The organism is Blastococcus haudaquaticus (assembly GCF_900230285.1).
Taxonomy (GTDB): domain Bacteria; phylum Actinomycetota; class Actinomycetes; order Mycobacteriales; family Geodermatophilaceae; genus Blastococcus_B; species Blastococcus_B haudaquaticus.
Map to the genome: position 1 here is coordinate 478,031 of NZ_OCNK01000003.1, position 17,016 is coordinate 495,046.

A 17,016-nucleotide genomic window follows, 5' to 3' on the forward strand; every position below is an offset into this window, starting at 1 on the left:
GGGGCAGACTGCCACCGTGACGGTCCTGATCGACACCCCCGTGTGGCCCTGGCGGGGGCGGCGCTGGTCGCACCTGGTCAGCGACGTCTCCTACGAGGAGCTGCACGCCTTCGTCGAGGCCGAGCTGGGCATCCCGCGGCGGGCGTTCCAGGGCGACCACTACGACATCCCCGAGGACCTCTACGACGTCGCCGTCGCGGCAGGCGCCCAGCCGGTCGGGGCGCGGGAGCTGCTCAGCCGGCTGATGGGCGCCGGGCTGCGGCTCAGGAAGATCCGGCGCGGCGTCTGAGCAGCACCAGCTCGGCGCTCATGTTCGCCCGGGCGGTCGGCGTCCACGGCTGCGCAGCGGCCGTCCGGTACAGCGTCGGCAGCGCGAGCAGGTGCTCGAGGACGGCGATCCGACCGGTGGTGAACTCCTCGTCGGAGAGGTGCCCGTACTCCTCCCGGACGGCCGAGGCGTACGCGGCGTAGGCCTCCGGGGGGCCGGCCAGGACGGCGAGGTCGGCGTCGCAGAGCACCGCGCCGTTCTCGTCGTCCGCGGCGGCGTCGTGCCCGGCCGTGAGCAGCACGAGGCGCTCCACCTCGGCCAGCAGCTCGTCCGGGACCAGCCCGCGGAGTCCGGCCCGGGCGCGCTGGGCGCTGACGTCCTCGTTGTCGGTGCGCTCGGGGTCGTAGACGACGTCGTGGTACCAGGCGGCCAGCCGGACGGCGGCCAGGTCCCCGGAGCCCAGCTGGCCGACCAGCCCGAGGACGGCGGCCAGGTGCGCGAGGTCGTGGTAGCGCCGGTGCGGCTCGCTCCACGCCGCCACGACGGCCGCCCACTCCGTCCGCGACGTGGGGGAGTCGCCGGCGAGCTCCGCCCACGCCTCGAAGCTCACCAGCCCGGTCATCGCACGCCGCAGGTGCGCAGGGTCAGCAGTGCGAACGCGCGCGCCGCCGTCACCACCTCGTCCACCGGCACCTTCTCGAGCGGGCCGTGGGCGAGGTGGAGATCGCCTGGGCCGTAGTGCAGCGTCGGGATCCCGGCGGCGGCGTACAGGCGCAGGTCGCTGCCCGCGGCGATGGCCCGCTCCTCCGCCGTCCCGCCCCCCGCGTCGGCGACGGCCGCCCGGACGGCGGGCAGCAGCGCGTGGCCGGCCGGCAGCTGACCGCTGGCGAAGGCGCCACCGATCCAGCTGAGCCGCACCGGGTGGCTTGCCAGCCAGGCGTCGCCGGCGCAGATGTCGGCCAGCCGGGTCTCGAACGCCGCCCGCGCGACGGCCACGGGCTCGCCGACGCGGACGCCGTACCGGCCCTCGGCGACGAGCCGGTCGGGCACCGAGCTGGCCCAGTCCCCGGCCTGCACCCGGCCGATGGAGAGCCCGTACGGGAAGCGGGCGTCGCCGAAGCGGGGATCGGTGTCCCGCTGCCGCTCGGCCTCGAACGCCTGCAGGCCGGCGTGCACCAGCGCGAACTTCTCCACGGCACTGACACCCCGGTCGCGCATCGCGGCGTGCGCGGCGTGGCCCTCGACCTCGAGCCGGAAGGTGAGCGCGCCGGCGTTGGCGGTGACGACGGCGCGGGCGGTCGGCTCGGGGATGACGCAGACGTCGCCGCCGTGCCCGCGCCGCAGCGTCGCCCAGGCGCCGAGCCCGCCGTCCTCCTCGCCGACGACGCCGTGCAGGGCGACCGGCCGGACCAGCCGCACCCCCGCCGTCCGGACGGCGGCGAGCGCGGCCAGGGCGGACACGACGCCGGCCTTCATGTCGCACGCCCCGCGGCCGTGCAGGTGCCCGCCGACGATGCGCGGCACGAACGGGTCGCCGTCCCACAGGCTCAGGTCGCCGGGCGGGACGACGTCGGTGTGCCCGGAGAGCACCAGCGCCGGCCGGCCGGTCTCGGCGGCGGGCAGCGTGCCCACGACGCCCCAGGCCTCGGTTCGCTGGACCTCCTGGCCGGGAGCGTCGGGGTCCGCGGCGGCCTCGGCCAGGTCGATCTGCCAGGTGTCGACGTCGCAGCCCAGCTCGTCGAGCCAGCCGGCCAGCTGGTGCTGCACCTCGGACTCCGCCGGTGAGCCGCCGACCGACGGGACCGCCACCATCGCCGACAGCCGGTCGACCACCCAGGTCTCGTCCACGGCCTCGAGGACCCGCGCCTCCAGGTCGGTCAGATGGGTGACGTCGGCCCCGCCGGGGACCATGGCCGCGGACATGGGCGGAGTCTGGCACGCGCCGTCGCCCGGTCCGTCCCGCCCCCGGCCGGGTGCGGGCGCTAGCTTGACCGCCGTGACGCAGCCTCCTCCGCCGCCCGGTTGGTACCCCGATCCCGCCGGGAGCGGCGGGAGCCGCTGGTGGGACGGGCAGGGCTGGACCGAGCACCTCCAGCAGGCGGCCCCGCCACCCCCGCCCGTGCCCCCGTCCCCGCCGATGCCCCCGGCCCCGTCGGTTCCGCCTCCGCCCCCGCAGGGACAGGGCCCCTCGCTGTACGAGCAGCCGGTGCTCGTCGTCAGCCAGAAGACCAAGCTGATCGAGCTCACCAACGAGTACGCGGTGATGGACGGCGAGGGCCGGCAGATCGGCGCCGTCGTCCAGGTCGGGCAGAGCGGCCTGAAGAAGGCGGTGCGCTTCGTCTCCAACCTCGACCAGTTCCTGACCCACCACCTGGAGGTCCGGGACGCCCGCGGGCCGGTCCTGGTGCTCACCCGCCCGGCGAAGCTGATGAAGTCCCGGATCATCGTGCAGCGCCCCGACGGCGCGCCGATCGGCGAGATCGTCCAGGCCAACGTGTTCGGGAAGATCCGGTTCGACCTCGTGGCGAACGGCACCGTGGTCGGCGCGATCCAGGCGGAGAACTGGCGGGCCTGGGACTTCGCGGTCGTCGACGCGGCCGGTGTCGAGGTGGCCCGCATCACGAAGAAGTGGGAGGGGCTGGCCCGGACGCTGTTCACCACGGCGGACCGCTACGTGGTCCTGGTGCACTACCGGCTGCCGGAACCGCTGGCCAGCATGGTGATCGCATCGGCGCTGACCGTGGACACCGCCCTGAAGCAGGACGACCGCGGCTTCAATTAGATCGCGGTCCTCCGGACCGCACCGCGGCCAATTGCCGTCCCCTCTGTGCGGAGCCGCTGAGTCGTGCCTGCGCGGACCCTCCGGGCCCACTCGGCGCGACAAGACGGCCTCTCGCCTGACGCGTAGGCTGGGCGCTGTCCGGACCGGGTGCCACGTGCCCCCGGGTGCCATTTGGTTACGCCTTCACGGACTACCGCCCCGACCTCGGTCGGGGGCTGGAGCCGCGTTGTGCATCTCGCCGCGAGGCGGCCGTCACCCGGTCCGGACCCTGTCGTCCCCAGAGCCCTCGCCCGTCGTGGTGGGGGCTCTGGCGCATCCTCCAAGGTCGACATGCCGTGGGCCGCGAGGGCGCTTAGCGTGGCGCGCGTCATACCCACCAGGCGTCGGGGGAAGACCATGGCAGGCACCGTCCAGCACGGCCCGGGCACACCGGCCGTCGACGAGAAGCACAAGCTCCCGGTCAAGACCCTGGTCTCGGCCAGCATCGGCAACGCCGTCGAATGGTTCGACTGGACGGTCTACGCGACGTTCGTCGTCTTCTTCGCCGGCCAGTTCTTCCCCTCGGAGAACGAGGCGCTGGCCCTCATCGGGGCGACGTCCACCTACGCGCTGGCGTTCTTCTTCCGCCCGCTGGGCGGCCTGCTGCTGGGCCGCTTCGCCGATCTCCGCGGCCGCAAGGCCGGGATGCTGCTCACCATCCTGCTGATGGCCGGCGGGTCGATGGTGATCGCGCTCCTGCCCACCTACGACCAGGTCGGCTGGTTCGCCCCGATCCTCCTGCTGCTGGCCCGCATCGCGCAGGGCATGTCGCTGGGCGGCGAGGTCTCCAACGCCTCGGCCTACCTCGGCGAGATCGCCCCGCCGGCCCATCGCGGGCGGTACTCGTCGTTCTTCTACATCTCGACGGGCTCGGCCCTGCTGGCGGCGTCGCTCATGGGCGTGCTGCTCACCACCGTCCTGAGCGACGACCAGCTGGAGTCCTACGGCTGGCGGATCGCCTTCTTCATCGGTGGCCTGCTCGGCTTCATCGGCATGTGGCTGCGCCGCTCGCTGGTGGAGACCGAGCAGTTCGAGGAGAACGCGGAGAAGGCCCGGGCGACCAAGAACCCGCTGCTGCAGACGATCAAGCACCACCCGAAGGCCGTCGTCCAGCTGTGCGCCTTCACGCTGCTCTCGACGCTCTCGTACTACACGTTCTTCAGCGCGCTGACGCCGTTCGCGATCAGCTTCCGCGACGCCGACAAGACGGACGTCTTCATCGCGCTCTCCATCGGGACCGCGCTGTTCGTCGCGCTCTGCTACCCGTTCGGGAACCTGTCGGACCGCATCGGCCGCAAACCCCAGCTGCTGTTCTGGTCCGCGGCGATGGCGGTGCTGATCGTGCCGTTGTCCTTCCTCGTGCAGGACAACCTGTTCTCGCTGATCGTCGTCTTCTGCGTCGGTCTCGGGCTGTACGCGCTCATGGCGTCGATCGCCCCCGCGGTCATGAGCGAGCTGTTCCCGACGGAGCTGCGCGCCACCGGCATCGGGGCTTGGTACAACCTGACCGTCGCGGTCTTCGGCGGGACGGCGCCCCTGGTCATCACCGCGCTGTCGGACGCCGGGCACCCGCTCTGGTTCTTCTGGTACGTCGCGATCGCGGCGGCGGTGGCGTTCGCCGTCATCCTCACGCTCAAGGAGACCAAGGGCACCGAACTGCGCTGAGACCGGCGAAGGGCCCCCGTCGACGCTGACGAGGGCCCTTCACCGTGCTGAGCGGATGTGCTCAGTAGGTCTCTTCGGTGGTGCTCCGGCGCACCGGCGCGGCGCCGGGCTCCGCGTAGGCGGCGGTGTGCGTCACCCGGCGCTGGCGGGGCCCCCAGACGGCGAGCTCCAGCACGATGCCGAGAGCACCGGCGATCATCAGGATCCAGCCGACCACCTGCAGGTCGACGCCGCTGACGTCCAGGCGCAGGGCGAAGGTCAGGATGGCGCCCAGGGCGAGCAGGACGATGGCAGTACCGAGTCGCATCGCGAACTCCCTTCCTCACGGTCCGGCACGCTCGGGCACGCCGGGACCTGCGGCGGTCGCCGCGGCCCGGGAGCGTGCCCCCCGAGACCGCGGCGAACCCCCTCAGGGGCCCGACATCCCCCGAACGAGTGGGTCTGAGGCCCCTTAGGACCCGTCCGGCGCCCAGGACGGCGTGGTCGCCCGATGCCGCGGGCGTCCCCTCAGCACGAACGTCGTCGTCAGCACCGGGGAGCTCGTTCCCCGGGACGGCGGAAGGGCACGACGATGACGCTCCACTACAGCAACCCGGCGCTGGACTCCGAGCTCGCCTACCGGCGGGAGGTCCTCATGGCGGCCGGTCGCGGCACCCGCACCAAGCGCGGCGCCTGGTTCCGCAACCGCCGTCGTCCGCGCTGACCGGCACCTCCGGGTGACAAACGGCTCGGTCCTGTCACAGGCCCGTGCCACGATCGACCACGTGCCACGCTGGGACGACGCGCCGATGGTGGGACGGGCCGACGAGCTCGCCCACCTGCTGGCGCACGTCGACCGTGCGGCGGCCGGCCGGGCGAGCACCGTCCTCCTGTCCGGTGATGCCGGCGTGGGCAAGACCCGGCTGCTCGACGAGCTCACCGCGCGGGCGGCGGAGCGGGGCGTGCGGGTGCTCACCGGCCACTGCGTCGACCTGGGTGACGTCGGCCTGCCGTACCTGCCCTTCGTCGACCTGCTGCGCCCGGTCGCCGCCGATCCGCAGCTGGCCCCGGCGGCCGCCGCGAACCCGGTGCTGGCCGGGCTGCTCGCGGGGCGACCGGGCGGGGCTCCGCCGGTCCAGACGGCGACGGAGAGCCGCGACCTGAGCCGTCCGCTGCCCAACCGCGCGGCGCCCCAGCCGGTCGACGACGGGCGACTCCCGCTGTTCGAGTCGGTGGCCGCGCTGATCTGCGAGCTCTCCTCGGCCGGCCCGCTGCTCGTGGTGCTGGAGGACGTGCACTGGGCCGACCGGTCCAGCCGCGACCTGCTGCGCTACCTGCTCGCCCGCCTGGTCGACGAGCCGGTGGCCGTCGTCGCCTCCTACCGCGCGGACGACCTGCATCGCCGGCACCCGCTGCGTCCCCTGCTGGCCGAGCTGGTGCGCCTGCCGGGCGTGGAACGCCTCGAGCTCAGCCCGTTGGGCGACGCCGAGGTTGGCGCGCTGGTGCGGCGCCTGGCCGCCGCGGCCGGCTCGCTGCCCGACTCGACGGTCGAGGACGTCGTCGCGCGGGCCGAGGGCAACGCCTTCTACGCCGAGGAGCTGCTCGCGGCAGGCCTGCACGGCGAGGCGCTGCCCATGGGGCTGACCGACGTCCTGCTGGCCCGGGTCGAGCAGCGCTCCCCGGCGGCGCAGCAGGTGCTCCGGGTCGCCGCCGTCGCCGGTCGACGGGTGCGGCACGAGCTGGTGGCCGCCGTCGGGGGTCTGGACGACGCCGACCTGGAGACGGCCCTCGCCGAGGCCGTGCACCACCACCTCCTCGTGGTCTCCGACGACGGGCGCTACCGCTTCCGGCACGCGCTGCTGCGCGAGGCGGTGCTCGCCGATTTGTTGCCGGGTGAGCGGGTGCGGCTGCACGGGTCCATCGCGGCCTACCTGGCCGGAGCGCCGGGCGCGGAGAACGCGGCGGAACGGGCGCACCACGCCCGCGAGAGCAACGACCTGCCGGGCGCGTTCAGCGCATCCCTGGAGGCGGCCGCCGCGGCGAGCGGCGTCGGCGCCCCCGCCGAGCAGCTGCAGCACCTGGAAGCCGCCCTCGCGCTGTGGTCGGCCGTGCCCGACGCGGCGGAGCGCGCGGGCCGCGACCAGGCAGCGCTGCTCATGGAGACCGCGGCGGCGGCGCGGACGGTGGGGGAGCTGCACCGGGCGGTCGCCCTGCTGCGGTCGGCGCTGCAGGTCCTCGGCCCCGACGGCGATCCGGTCGAGCGGGCGCGGGTCCACTACACGCTGTCCCAGGCGATGGTGCGGGTCGAGGACGTCACCGGTGCCTACCGGGAGAGCGCGGCGGCCATGGCGCTGGTCCCGGCCGACCCGCCGTCGAAGGCGCGCACGTGGGCGGCGGCCACGCACGCCCGGATGAGCTACTCCGTGGGCGCGCTGGAGGAGGCGGAGGCCGCCGCCGACGAGGCGCTCGCCGCGGCCGACGCCCTGGGTTTCGACGGGGCGTGGTCGGACATCGCGGTCACGCAGGTGCGCGCCCGTCCGGGCGCCGACCCGGTGGCCGTGCGGGCGCGGCTGGACGAGGCACTGGTGCGGGCCCGCCGGTCGGGCAACGTCGACGTCGAGATGCGGGTGCTCTACAACCTGGCGACCGTCGCCTTCGAGGCCGGGCAGATAGCGGAGGCGCTCGAGTGGACCCGGCGCGGCACGCGGCGGGCCCGCCAGATCGGTGCCGAGTGGTCCTACTACCCGGCGGAGCTCCGGCACCTGCAGGTGACGGCGCTGTACATGACCGGCGACTGGGACGAGAGCCTGGCCGAGGCCGACCTGCTCGCGCGGGTGCCCGAGATGTCGGCGCACGTCCGGGCCGACGGGCTGCTGGTCCTCGTCGGCCGCGGCGACCCCTCCGCCCGCGAGCGGATCGACTGGGCGCGCGGGCTGATCCCGCGGCTGAGCGCGCACATCCTGCTGGACCTGGTCACCGCCGGTTCGGAGATCGACCTCGCCGCGTGGGAGGGCGAACCGCAGAAGGCGGTGGACGCCGCGCTCGCGGCCTACCGGCGGCTGCGGCAGGAGTGGGACGACGACCACCTCGGAGTGCTCCGCCTGGCCGGCACCGCGCTGGCCCCGGTGGGCGACGCCGCGGTGACTGCCCGCCGGACCGGCGACGAGGCCGCCGTCGAGAACTGGACCCGGGCGGGGCAGGAGCTGCTGGAGGTCGCCCTGGCGGCGGTCGAGGTCTACGAGCGGAACTACGGCGCCACGATGGGGGTCGAGGCCCTCGCGTGGCAGGCGCGGGTGGTGGCCGAGGCAGCCCGCGTGCGCGGAGAGCCGGCGGTGGAGCTGTGGCGCGAGGCCGTCGAGGCGTTCGGCTTCGGGCACGTGTACGAGGAGGCACGCTCGCGGTGGCGGCTGGCGGAGGCGCTGCTGGCGACCGGTGACCGGGCCGGTGCGGCGACGGAGGCCGGGGCGGCGCACGCGGTGGCCGTGCGGCTGGGTGCGACGCCGCTGCGGACCGCGCTGGAGGGGCTGATCCGCCGCGGCCGGCTGGACGTCGGGGGAGTGCGGGTGGTCGATGTCTCCGCCGTGATGACCCCGCGGGAGGCCGAGGTGCTGCGGCTGCTCGCGCAGGGCCGGACCAACCGGCAGATCGGCGCGGAGCTCTACATCAGCGAGAAGACGGCGAGCGTGCACGTCAGCAACATCCTGGCCAAGCTCGGCGCCAACGGCCGTACCGAGGCCGTGGCCATCGCCGCCCAGCGAGGCCTGCTTCCCGTCTGAGCCGCTTGTCAGAGCATCGTGCGGAGGCGTTCCCGGCGGGCGCGGAGGATGTCGACCGAGGCGGACGCCGAGGGCGGGCCGGGCACCGACTGGCGAAGCTGGGTGTGCACGACGGCCTGCGGCTGAGCGGTCTTCGCCGCCACCCGGTTGACCAGCCGGTTGATCTCCCGGCGCAGCTCCGCGGCGTCGCGCCACGAGCGGCCCGCGTCGTCCTCGTCCGGGTGGTCCTCGACGAGCATGAAGTCGCCGTCGTCGGCCCGGTGGCTGGCCGCGATCCGCAACCGCAGCTCGTCGTCCCGCTTGGAGAGCAACTCGGCCGTCTGGGCGGGGGTGAGCAGGCCGGGGATGCCGAGGAACTCCTCGTCCTCCTCGCCGACGACCACCGTCGGGCCGGAGCCCTCACCGGTGTGCGCGGTCCCGCTGTGCAGGACGTGGGCGAAGCGGGCGTCGGCCTCCAGGGCCTCCCACTGCTTCAGCCCTTCCTCGTCCTTCTCCTTGGGCGGGAGCGGCTCGAGGTCCAGCTCGTCGCCCTGCACCGTCTTCGGCGGCGGCATGACGTGGTTGCGCTCCTCCTCCATCGACGCCGCCAGCGACAGCAGCGGGCGGACGGCGGGGAGGAAGACGGTGGCCGACTCGTGGGTGGCGCGAGAGCGCACGACGCGGCCGACGGCCTGGGCGAAGAAGAGCGGGGTCCGGTAGGAGGTCATCCAGGCGAGGACGGCGGCCCGCGGGACGTCGACGCCCTCGGAGATCATCCGCACGCAGACCGCGATGCGGGCGGAGCCGGTCGCGAAGCGCTCGATCTTCTTCGACGCCTTCGGGTCGTCGGAGAGGATCAGCTCGGCCGCCTTGCCGGTCACCCGGCGGACGATCTTGGCGTAGGCGCGGGCGTCGTCCTGGTCGCTGGCGAGGATCAGGCCGGCGGCGTCGGGCATCCCGCCCTCCTCGCGCAGGTGGGTGATCCGGTCGTCCATCGCGGCGATGACGTGCGGCACCCACTGGCCCTTGGGGTCCAGCGCGGTCCGCCACGCCTGCATCTCCACCGACTTGGTGCCGGCGTCGGACAGCGACGCCGCGACGACCTCGCCGGCGGAGTTCCGCCAGCGCGACGTGCCCGTGTAGGCGGCGAAGACGACCGGCCTGACGACGCTGTCGGCCAGCGCCTCCTTGTAGCCGTAGGTGTAGTCGGCGCGGCTGACCAGACCGACCCCGCGCTCCCCGTTGTCGCCCTCGAACGTGTCCTCCTCGTACCGGACGAAGGGGATGCGCTCGTCGGGCTTGGTGCGGAACGGCGTCCCGGTGAGGCAGAGGCGGCGGGCGGCGAAGGAGTACGCCTCCTCGACTGCCTCACCCCAGGAGAGGCCGTCGCCGGCGTGGTGGACCTCGTCGAGGATGACCAGGCTCTTGACGGCGGTGGAACGGGCGGCGTGCAGCATCGGCTTGCCGGCGACCTGCGCGTAGGTGGTCACGTAGCCCTGGGTGCCGGCGCGCACCGGTCCGACGGCGTTGGTGAGGCCTGGATCCAGGATGATGCCCATCGCGTCCGCGGCATCGGCCCACTGCATGCGCAGGTGGTCGGTCGGGCAGACCACCACGACGCGGCCGATCTCGCGGCGGGCGAGCAGTCGCGCGGCCAGCGTCAGGGCGAAGGTGGTCTTGCCGGCGCCGGGGGTCGCGGTGACCAGGAAGTCCTTCGGCGACTGCTCCTCGTACGTCCGGAGAGCGGACTGCTGCCACGCTCGGAGCGGTCGGCTGGTCGTCTGCGGGCTCAAGGCCTCCGCTCGTGCTGCGCTCCCCATATCGGGGTCCATCTTGGTCGGCGCGGAGGCAACACGCCCAACCGGATACCTCCCGCGCGCCCTGCCGACGGCGACGTATAGGGCTCCCGGCTGAGCCGCTGACCTGCGTAAACGCCTGTCAAGCCCTCCCGGATGTGGTGATCCTCATCCTGGGAGGGACCGTCACGTCACGCACCGCCGGTCCCGGTGTCCCCAGGGGCCTCCGACCTCCGCCGCGTGGGGTCACGGAGAGGTCGTCACGCCCTCGCCCGGAGTCCCGACGGGTCCGGCGTGGTGTGCTTCACTCGCCCGCATGGCCGACGAGCTGACGGTGTCCGTCGCCCAGCTCCGGAGGGTGCTCGATCGCGTCCTCGACGAGATCGCGCGACGCAACGGCGACGTCCTCGCGCTGACCGCCGACTACTACCGGGTCCTCCCGCCCGACGCGGCCTACGACTTCGAGGGCGTACCGGACGTGCAGGCCCTGCCCGTCGCCCAGCTGTCGGACGACGTCGACGAGCTCGGCACCATGATCGACGTCGGGCGGACGGTGGTCCCGTGGCACGACCTCGGCCACCTGATCGGCATCCTCCAGCGGATCGCCGCCCAGGACCGTCCCTGACCGAGCAGGTCCCAGCGCGCGACCGTGCACTCGTCGGCCTCTCGACGCTCGTGAGAGGCCGATGAGCGCACAGTCGCGGCGGGGGCGCCGTCAGTCGGCGGGCTCGTCCACCCAGTCGGGGCCGTTGACCTCGCCCGGCCCGGCGAGGTCGGCAGCGTCGACGATCGTGTACGCGTAGCCCTGCTCGGCGAGGAAGCGCTGCCGGTGCGCGGCGTACTCGCTGTCGAGGGTGTCGCGGCTGACCACCGTGTAGAAGTGCGCCTGCCGGCCGTCGGCCTTCGGGCGCAGCACCCGGCCGAGCCGCTGGGCCTCCTCCTGGCGGGAGCCGAACGTCCCCGACACCTGGACGGCGACGGCGGCCTCCGGCAGGTCGATGGAGAAGTTCGCGACCTTCGACACGACCAGCACGCGGATCTCCCCGGTGCGGAACAGGTCGAAGAGCCGCTCGCGCTCCTTGTTCGTCGTCGACCCCTGGATGACCGGGGCGTCGAGCGCGGCACCGAGCTCCTCGAGCTGGTCGAGGTAGGCGCCGATCACCAGCGACGGCTCGTCCGGGTGCCGCTCCAGGACCCGCCGGATCACCGGGAGCTTCGACTGCGCGGTCGCCGCGATCCGGTACCGCTCCTCGGGCTCGGCGACGGCGTAGGTCATCCGCTCCTCGTCGTCGAGGGAGACCCGCACCTCGATGCACTCGGCCGGCGCGATGTACCCCTGGGCCTCGATGTCGCGCCACGGGGCGTCGTACCGCTTCGGCCCGATCAGGGAGAAGACGTCGTCCTCGCGGCCGTCCTCGCGCACCAGCGTGGCGGTGAGCCCGAGCCGGCGGCGGGACTGCAGGTCCGCGGTGAGCCGGAAGATCGGCGCCGGCAGCAGGTGCACCTCGTCGTAGACGATCAGGCCCCAGTCCTGGGCGTCGAACAGGTCCAGGTGCCGGTACTCGCCGTTCCGGCGGGTGGTGATCACCTGGTACGTCGCGATGGTGACCGGGCGGATCTCCTTGCGCTCACCGGAGTACTCGCCGATCTCCTCCTCGGTGAGCGAGGTGCGCGCGATCAGCTCGCGCTTCCACTGCCGCCCGGCGACGGTGTTGGTCACCAGGATCAGCGTTGTCGCCTTCGCCTCGGCCATGGCGGCCGCGCCCACCAGGGTCTTGCCGGCGCCACAGGGGAGGACGACGACGCCCGAGCCACCGGCCCAGAAGCCCTCGACGGCCTCCTGCTGGTAGTCGCGCAGGTGCCACTCCGACTGGTCGAGCTCGATCGGGTGGGCCTGGCCGTCGACGTAGCCGGCGAGGTCCTCGGCCGGCCAGCCGACCTTGAGCAGCGCCTGCTTGAGCCGGCCGCGCTCCGAGGGGTGCACGACGACGGAGTCCCCGTCGATGCGGGCGCCCAGCATGGGGGCGACCCGCTTGGAGCGGATCACCTCCTCCAGGACCGCGCGGTCGGACGACGTGAGCGTCAGCCCGTGCACCGGGTGGTTGGCCAGCGTGAGCCGGCCGAAGCGGTCCATGGTGTCGGCGACGTCGACCAGCAGCGCGTGCGGCACCGGGTAGCGGGAGTAGCGCACCAGCGCGTCCACGACCTGCTCGGCGTCGTGACCGGCCGCGCGGGCGTTCCACAGCGCGAGCGGCGTCACCCGGTAGGTGTGCACGTGCTCGGGGGAGCGCTCCAGCTCCGCGAACGGCGCGATGGACGCGCGGCACTCACGGGCCAGCGGGTGGTCGACCTCGAGGAGCAGGGTCTTGTCCGACTGGACGATCAGGGGGCCGTCACTCACGAAGCGTGGTTCCTCTTCCGGAGATGGGGGTCCGACGCGGCGGCGCGCAGGCGGCGCCGAGGGGCACCGGGGACTCTCCACCGTAACCGCGCCGCGCGACCGGTACTTCCCGGTCGGACCGTCAGACCCAGTCGCGCCGCAGTGGTGGCGGTGCGCCGCCCGGCCGCTGCAGCAGGACCTGGTTCACGCCCAGCTTGCCCACCTCGAACGCCAGCGCGCTGGCCACCATGTAGAGCCGCCAGACGCGGGCGCGCCCCACACCGGCCGCGGCCACGGCCCCGGCCCAGTTCGCCTCGAGGTTGGCGACCCACGCCCGCAGGGTGAGGGCGTAGTGCCGGCGCAGCGGCTCGACGTCGGTCACCTCGAGTCCGCTGGACGCCAGCGCGTCGATCATGTCGCCGAGACCCACCAGATCCCCGTCGGGGAACACGTACCGGGTGATGAAGGTGTCGTCGTTCCGGCGGGTCCGGGGCCCCACCCAGGCGATCGCGTGGTTGAGCAGCCGGCCGCCCGGGCGCAGCAGGTCGTGGAGGGTGGTGGCGTAGCCGGGCAGCTGCGACCGCCCGACGTGCTCGGCCATCCCGACCGAGCTGATGGCGTCGAAGGGCCCGTCCTCCACCTCCCGGTAGTCCTCGACCCGGATCTCGACGGACCCGGCCAGCCCCGCCTCGGCCACGCGCTTGCGGGCGAGCGCGGCCTGTTCCTCGGAGAGGGTGACTCCGACGACGGTTGCGCCGTACTCCCGGGCGGCGTGCAGGGCGAGGCTGCCCCAGCCGCAGCCGACGTCCAGCAACCGCGATCCCGAGCGCAGTGCGAGCTTCCGGCAGATCAGGTCGAGCTTGGCCTCCTGGGCCGCCTCGAGGCCGACGCCGGGGTCGTCCCAGACGGCGCAGGAGTAGACCATCGACGGGCCGAGGACCAGGCGGTAGAACTCGTTGCCCAGGTCGTAGTGGTGCGAGACGGCGACGGCGTCGCGGCGGCGGCTGTGCAGCCGGCCGTACCGGCGGAGGCGGACCTCCTCGGGCGGCGGTGCCGGTTCGCGGCCGAGGAGGCCGAGCGCCAGGCCCGTGCGCAGCAGCCCCAGCCGCTCGCCGAGGGAGGGAGCCGGGGACTCGCCCGGCGCGAGGCGGCCCGTGGACGTGAGGGCGGCGAACGGCGCGTACAGGTCGCCCTCGACGTCGATCTCACCGGCGACGTAGGCGCGGGCGAGCCCGAGCTCGTCCCGGGTCCACACGATCCGGCGGATCGCCTGGGGGGACCTGAGGACGACCAGCGGGGCGTCGTCCGGGCCGGCCACGGTGCCGTCCCACGCCTGCAGGCGCACGGGCAACCGCTCGACCCCCAGGATCGGGGCCAGCGCCGTCGCCAACTGCTCGGCGACGGTCCTCTTCCCATCCATCACGGCCTCCCGCGAGGGAAGTTACTGCGCGGCCCCGGACGACGTCGACGGCTTTTGATCTTCTTCGACCAGCGCGACCGAGGTGATGCGGTGCACCGCGAAGGTGCTGTTCTCGCCGCGGCGCTCGTCGTACCCCTGGAGGAAACCACCGACCAGGGACACCGGGCGCACCACGCGCTGGCTGCCGCTGCCCTGGGCGTCGACGTAGCCCAGCCACACGGCGGATCCCTCGCGGACCGCGCGGGACAGCAGTTCCAGCGTGGTCGCCGTCGTCACCCCGGGCACCTGCCGCACGGCCTCACCGCGACGCGCGGACAGGGCGGCGTCCCCGGCGCGCATCTGACGGACGGTCGACTGGAGCTCGTCGGCGCCGAGCGCCCGCGGCGCGGGGGAGGAGTCGCTGCCGGTCTTGCGGCCGAGTGCGCGGGGACGGGCCGGCGGCCGCGTGAGGACGGCGCCGCCCGCCTGCTCGCCGGCCGGGGCGTAGCCCGCCTCGCGGAGCACGGTGAGCACCTCGTCGGCGCCCAGCCCGCTGACGAGGACGCCCGGGGCCAGGCGGCGCAGCTCCGCCGGAGCGGTCCGCCGGTCGTTGAGCACCTGGGAGAGCAGCCCGTGGTCGTCGGAGCGCACGTAGGACTCGATCGAGCCCACGCGCAGCCGGCCGTGCTGGCGGGCGACGTCGTCGACCAGGTAGTCGAGCGCCTGGGGGACCGGCGTGCGCGAGGACCGGGTGAAGAAGTCGTGCAGGTCCGACGCCGACCAGCCGGCGTCCAGCGCGCGCCGGACGCTGGACTCCGACACCCGGAACACCGTCGCCCCACCGGAGGACTCGACGTCGGCGACGACGGCGAGGGTGTCGGCCAGCTCGGCGACCAGCGGCCCGGGTGCGATCAGCGAGAGGTCGGGCTGGGCGAGGACGTGGTCGACCGGCTCGGGCAGGAGGCCGCGCATGCCGTCGGCGGCGCCGTCCTCTCCATGGGTCAGCAGGCCGCGACCTGCCGTCGACAGGACGCCACCGACGAGCACCCCCAGGCGGGCCGCCTCGTCGAGCATGCCGGGGACGGGTGCGAGCCGGTCGGCCCGCCGGGGCGTGCGCCAGCGCAGCAGCGCGACCAGGTCGGTTGCGGCCAGCCCGGAGCCGGGCGGGTACTCGGCCAGCACGGTGAGCGCGGAGCGGCGGATGGCCGGAGCGGTGTGCCGGGTGAGGTCGGGGGAGAGCGGGTTCACGGCCTTTCCCGCGACGTCGCGCTGCCCGACCAGCGACGGCAGCCGCACCCCGCCGAGCCAGCCTGCGGCGAGAACCGCCCAGCGGTCGGCCAGGTCCTGCTCCCGCCAGATGTCGTAGGCGCGGGTGGGGAGCCACTCGTCGCGGTGCGGTCCGCCTACGTCGAGCAGCCCGGCGGCATAGGCGAGCTCCAGCAGCCAGGCGCTCTCGGGCTCGCCCAGGTGCAGCACCCGGGCCAGCCGCTTCTGGTCGCGCACGCCGACCCCGCCACTGCGCAGCAGGCCGGCCGGCTCCTCCTCGAGCAGGGCCAGCAGCTCGCCGATCTTGCCGACGCTCTCCAGCGCCGCGCCGGCCGCGCGGCGGTCCGCCGACGCCCGCTCGTGGGAGGCGGCCGGGGGCTCGGGGCGCAGCCGCGGTGGCCCGTACGGACGGTCGCCGCGCAGGTGCAGGCCGATCTCGCGGGGCAGCTCCACGTTCAGGGCGTCGATCCGGGCCAGCAGCCCACGCTGCAGCAGCCGGCGGGCGGGGGTGGAGCCGCCGTTCGGTGAATCGGGGAGGTGGCCCACCGGCCGCTCGCCGGCCAGGCGCTCGAGCACCTCCCGCTCCTCCGGGTCCAGCTCGCCGATCGTCGCCGCCAGGTCGGTGGGCAGCTGCACGCGCAGCTCCGTCGCCCGGCGGCCCAGGCCGGCCGGGTGGCGGACGGCCCGCCGCACCGGGTCGGGGGCGTGCAGGACGTCGTCGCCCCAGAGCAGCGCCCTGTCGGTGAGCCGCTCCAGGCCCGAGGCCAGGACGTCGGAGGGGACATCGGGCAGCGCAGCGGCCAGCGCGTCCGGGGCCAGGCCGTCGCCGGGCGCGAGCAGCACCACGTCGAGGACCTGGAGCGTCGCGGCGTCCAGCTCGTCCAGCGCGCGGTCGACCGACACCGGGACGGCGAGCCGGCTGGCGAGGGCGACCAGGTCCGAGGGCGCGGGGCGGGCCACGTCGGGGCGGGCCACCAGCAACGCGCGCAACTGCTCGTCGCTGCGGGTGCGCAGCCAGCCGGCGAGCGTCGCAGGGGGTTCCGTGGGCATCCGGTCCACGCTACGTCGCCCGTGCAACCTGCTGACAGCATGGCCGGGTGATCCCGGCCGCCGACGACCCGCACACCCGCACGGCCCTGGCCGCCCACCAGGCCGGCGCCATCCGGTGGCTGGGCGGTGGGGCCATCGCGGTCGTCCTGGGTGTGCTGCTGGGCGCCGCCGCGGTCACCCTGGCCGACAGCGGCCGGCGGGTGCCGGGCCTGGGGCTCGCCGTCATCGCCCTGGTCCTGCTGGGGCTCGTCGGGATCGCGGCCGGCGCCGGCGCCCTGCTCCGCACCCGGCGCTGGCAGCGTGCCCTGGCCGCCGCCCCGTGGCGGACCGGACGGCTGCGCATCGCCGGCCCGGCGATCATCGCGTTCGAGCCGGAGGGCTTCGACGAGCTCGACCCGCTGCAGGAGCCCGTGCGCCTCCAGCTGCTGAGCACGGCCGTGTGGCGGACCCGTGCCGTCCAGGAGCTCGACGGCGGCGAGGTGCGCGCCGCGCCCGTGGGGGACGGCCAGTGGGTGCTCACCGCGGAGGGCCTGCCCACGCTGTACGGCGCCAAGGCCGCGCGCCGCTGACCCGACCGGCCCGGGAGAGGGAGCGTGCGTGCGCGCGCGTGCCGATCGCTGCGAAGATGACCCGGACG

14 protein-coding genes are annotated in these 17,016 nt (G+C 74.5%); 7 read left to right on the plus strand and 7 right to left on the minus strand.

Features of this window, described 5'->3' with window-relative positions; genetic code table 11:
- The first annotated feature begins 16 nt into the window (after positions 1-16).
- Entirely contained in the window at positions 17-289 is a 273-nt protein-coding gene (locus CRP30_RS13725; protein WP_097184509.1) for a DUF4031 domain-containing protein, read from the plus strand.
- Here CRP30_RS13725 and CRP30_RS13730 read toward each other — a convergent pair.
- Both CRP30_RS13730 and CRP30_RS13735 read right to left on the minus strand, forming a co-directional pair.
- Entirely contained in the window at positions 264-890 is a 627-nt protein-coding gene (locus CRP30_RS13730; protein ID WP_097184510.1) for an HD domain-containing protein, read from the minus strand. The genes CRP30_RS13725 and CRP30_RS13730 overlap by 26 nt on opposite strands.
- Positions 887-2,191, minus strand: coding sequence for an ArgE/DapE family deacylase (locus CRP30_RS13735; RefSeq protein WP_235003393.1), 1,305 nt, complete (start codon positions 2,189-2,191; stop codon positions 887-889). The genes CRP30_RS13730 and CRP30_RS13735 overlap by 4 nt, the downstream gene beginning before the upstream one ends.
- 73 nt (positions 2,192-2,264) lie before the next feature.
- Between CRP30_RS13735 and CRP30_RS13740 the strand changes: the two genes are divergently transcribed.
- Both CRP30_RS13740 and CRP30_RS13745 read left to right on the plus strand, forming a co-directional pair.
- Entirely contained in the window at positions 2,265-3,050 is a 786-nt protein-coding gene (locus tag CRP30_RS13740; protein ID WP_200814743.1) for a phospholipid scramblase-related protein, read from the plus strand.
- Between the two features lie 396 nt (positions 3,051-3,446).
- Positions 3,447-4,754 carry an MFS transporter gene (locus tag CRP30_RS13745; protein WP_097184512.1) on the plus strand — a complete coding sequence of 436 codons (1,308 nt, stop codon included), beginning with the start codon at positions 3,447-3,449 and terminating at the stop codon, positions 4,752-4,754.
- Positions 4,755-4,815: 61 nt separating this feature from the next.
- Here CRP30_RS13745 and CRP30_RS13750 read toward each other — a convergent pair whose 3' ends face one another.
- Positions 4,816-5,061 carry a DUF6458 family protein gene (locus CRP30_RS13750; RefSeq protein WP_097184513.1) on the minus strand — a complete coding sequence of 82 codons (246 nt, stop codon included), beginning with the start codon at positions 5,059-5,061 and terminating at the stop codon, positions 4,816-4,818.
- Between the two features lie 264 nt (positions 5,062-5,325).
- On the opposite strand from CRP30_RS13750, the gene CRP30_RS23230 reads away from it, so the two are divergent.
- Positions 5,326-5,457 carry a hypothetical protein gene (locus tag CRP30_RS23230; RefSeq protein WP_255407346.1) on the plus strand — a complete coding sequence of 44 codons (132 nt, stop codon included), beginning with the start codon at positions 5,326-5,328 and terminating at the stop codon, positions 5,455-5,457.
- 61 nt (positions 5,458-5,518) lie between these two features.
- The gene (locus CRP30_RS23290; RefSeq protein ID WP_097184514.1) at positions 5,519-8,509 is read left to right on the plus strand and encodes a helix-turn-helix transcriptional regulator; all 2,991 of its coding nucleotides are present in this window, start codon (positions 5,519-5,521) and stop codon (positions 8,507-8,509) included.
- A gap of 8 nt (positions 8,510-8,517) precedes the next feature.
- Here the strand turns inward: CRP30_RS23290 and CRP30_RS13760 are convergent, their stop codons facing one another.
- Positions 8,518-10,281, minus strand: coding sequence for a DEAD/DEAH box helicase (locus CRP30_RS13760; protein WP_235003394.1), 1,764 nt, complete (start codon positions 10,279-10,281; stop codon positions 8,518-8,520).
- A 319-nt stretch (positions 10,282-10,600) separates the two neighbouring features.
- Here CRP30_RS13760 and CRP30_RS13765 point away from each other — a divergent pair, with 319 nt between their 5' ends.
- Positions 10,601-10,909, plus strand: a complete 309-nt coding sequence (locus tag CRP30_RS13765) for a hypothetical protein (RefSeq protein WP_097184516.1) — start codon at positions 10,601-10,603, stop codon at positions 10,907-10,909.
- Between the two features lie 90 nt (positions 10,910-10,999).
- Here the strand turns inward: CRP30_RS13765 and CRP30_RS13770 are convergent, their stop codons facing one another.
- The 3 genes from CRP30_RS13770 to CRP30_RS13780 all read right to left on the minus strand — a co-directional run bounded on the left by CRP30_RS13770 (position 11,000) and on the right by CRP30_RS13780 (position 16,379).
- A complete protein-coding gene (locus tag CRP30_RS13770) occupies positions 11,000-12,685 on the minus strand; it encodes a DNA repair helicase XPB (RefSeq protein ID WP_097184517.1) in 1,686 nt (561 codons plus the stop codon).
- Positions 12,686-12,806: 121 nt separating this feature from the next.
- Positions 12,807-14,084: a class I SAM-dependent methyltransferase gene (locus CRP30_RS13775; RefSeq protein WP_097184518.1), complete on the minus strand. Its 1,278-nt coding sequence runs from the start codon at positions 14,082-14,084 to the stop codon at positions 12,807-12,809.
- Between the two features lie 21 nt (positions 14,085-14,105).
- The gene (locus CRP30_RS13780) at positions 14,106-16,379 is read right to left on the minus strand and encodes a helicase C-terminal domain-containing protein (RefSeq protein ID WP_097184975.1); all 2,274 of its coding nucleotides are present in this window, start codon (positions 16,377-16,379) and stop codon (positions 14,106-14,108) included.
- Positions 16,380-16,426: 47 nt separating this feature from the next.
- On the opposite strand from CRP30_RS13780, the gene CRP30_RS13785 reads away from it, so the two are divergent.
- A complete protein-coding gene (locus CRP30_RS13785; RefSeq protein ID WP_097184519.1) occupies positions 16,427-16,948 on the plus strand; it encodes a hypothetical protein in 522 nt (173 codons plus the stop codon).
- The last annotated feature ends 68 nt before the right edge of the window (positions 16,949-17,016 follow it).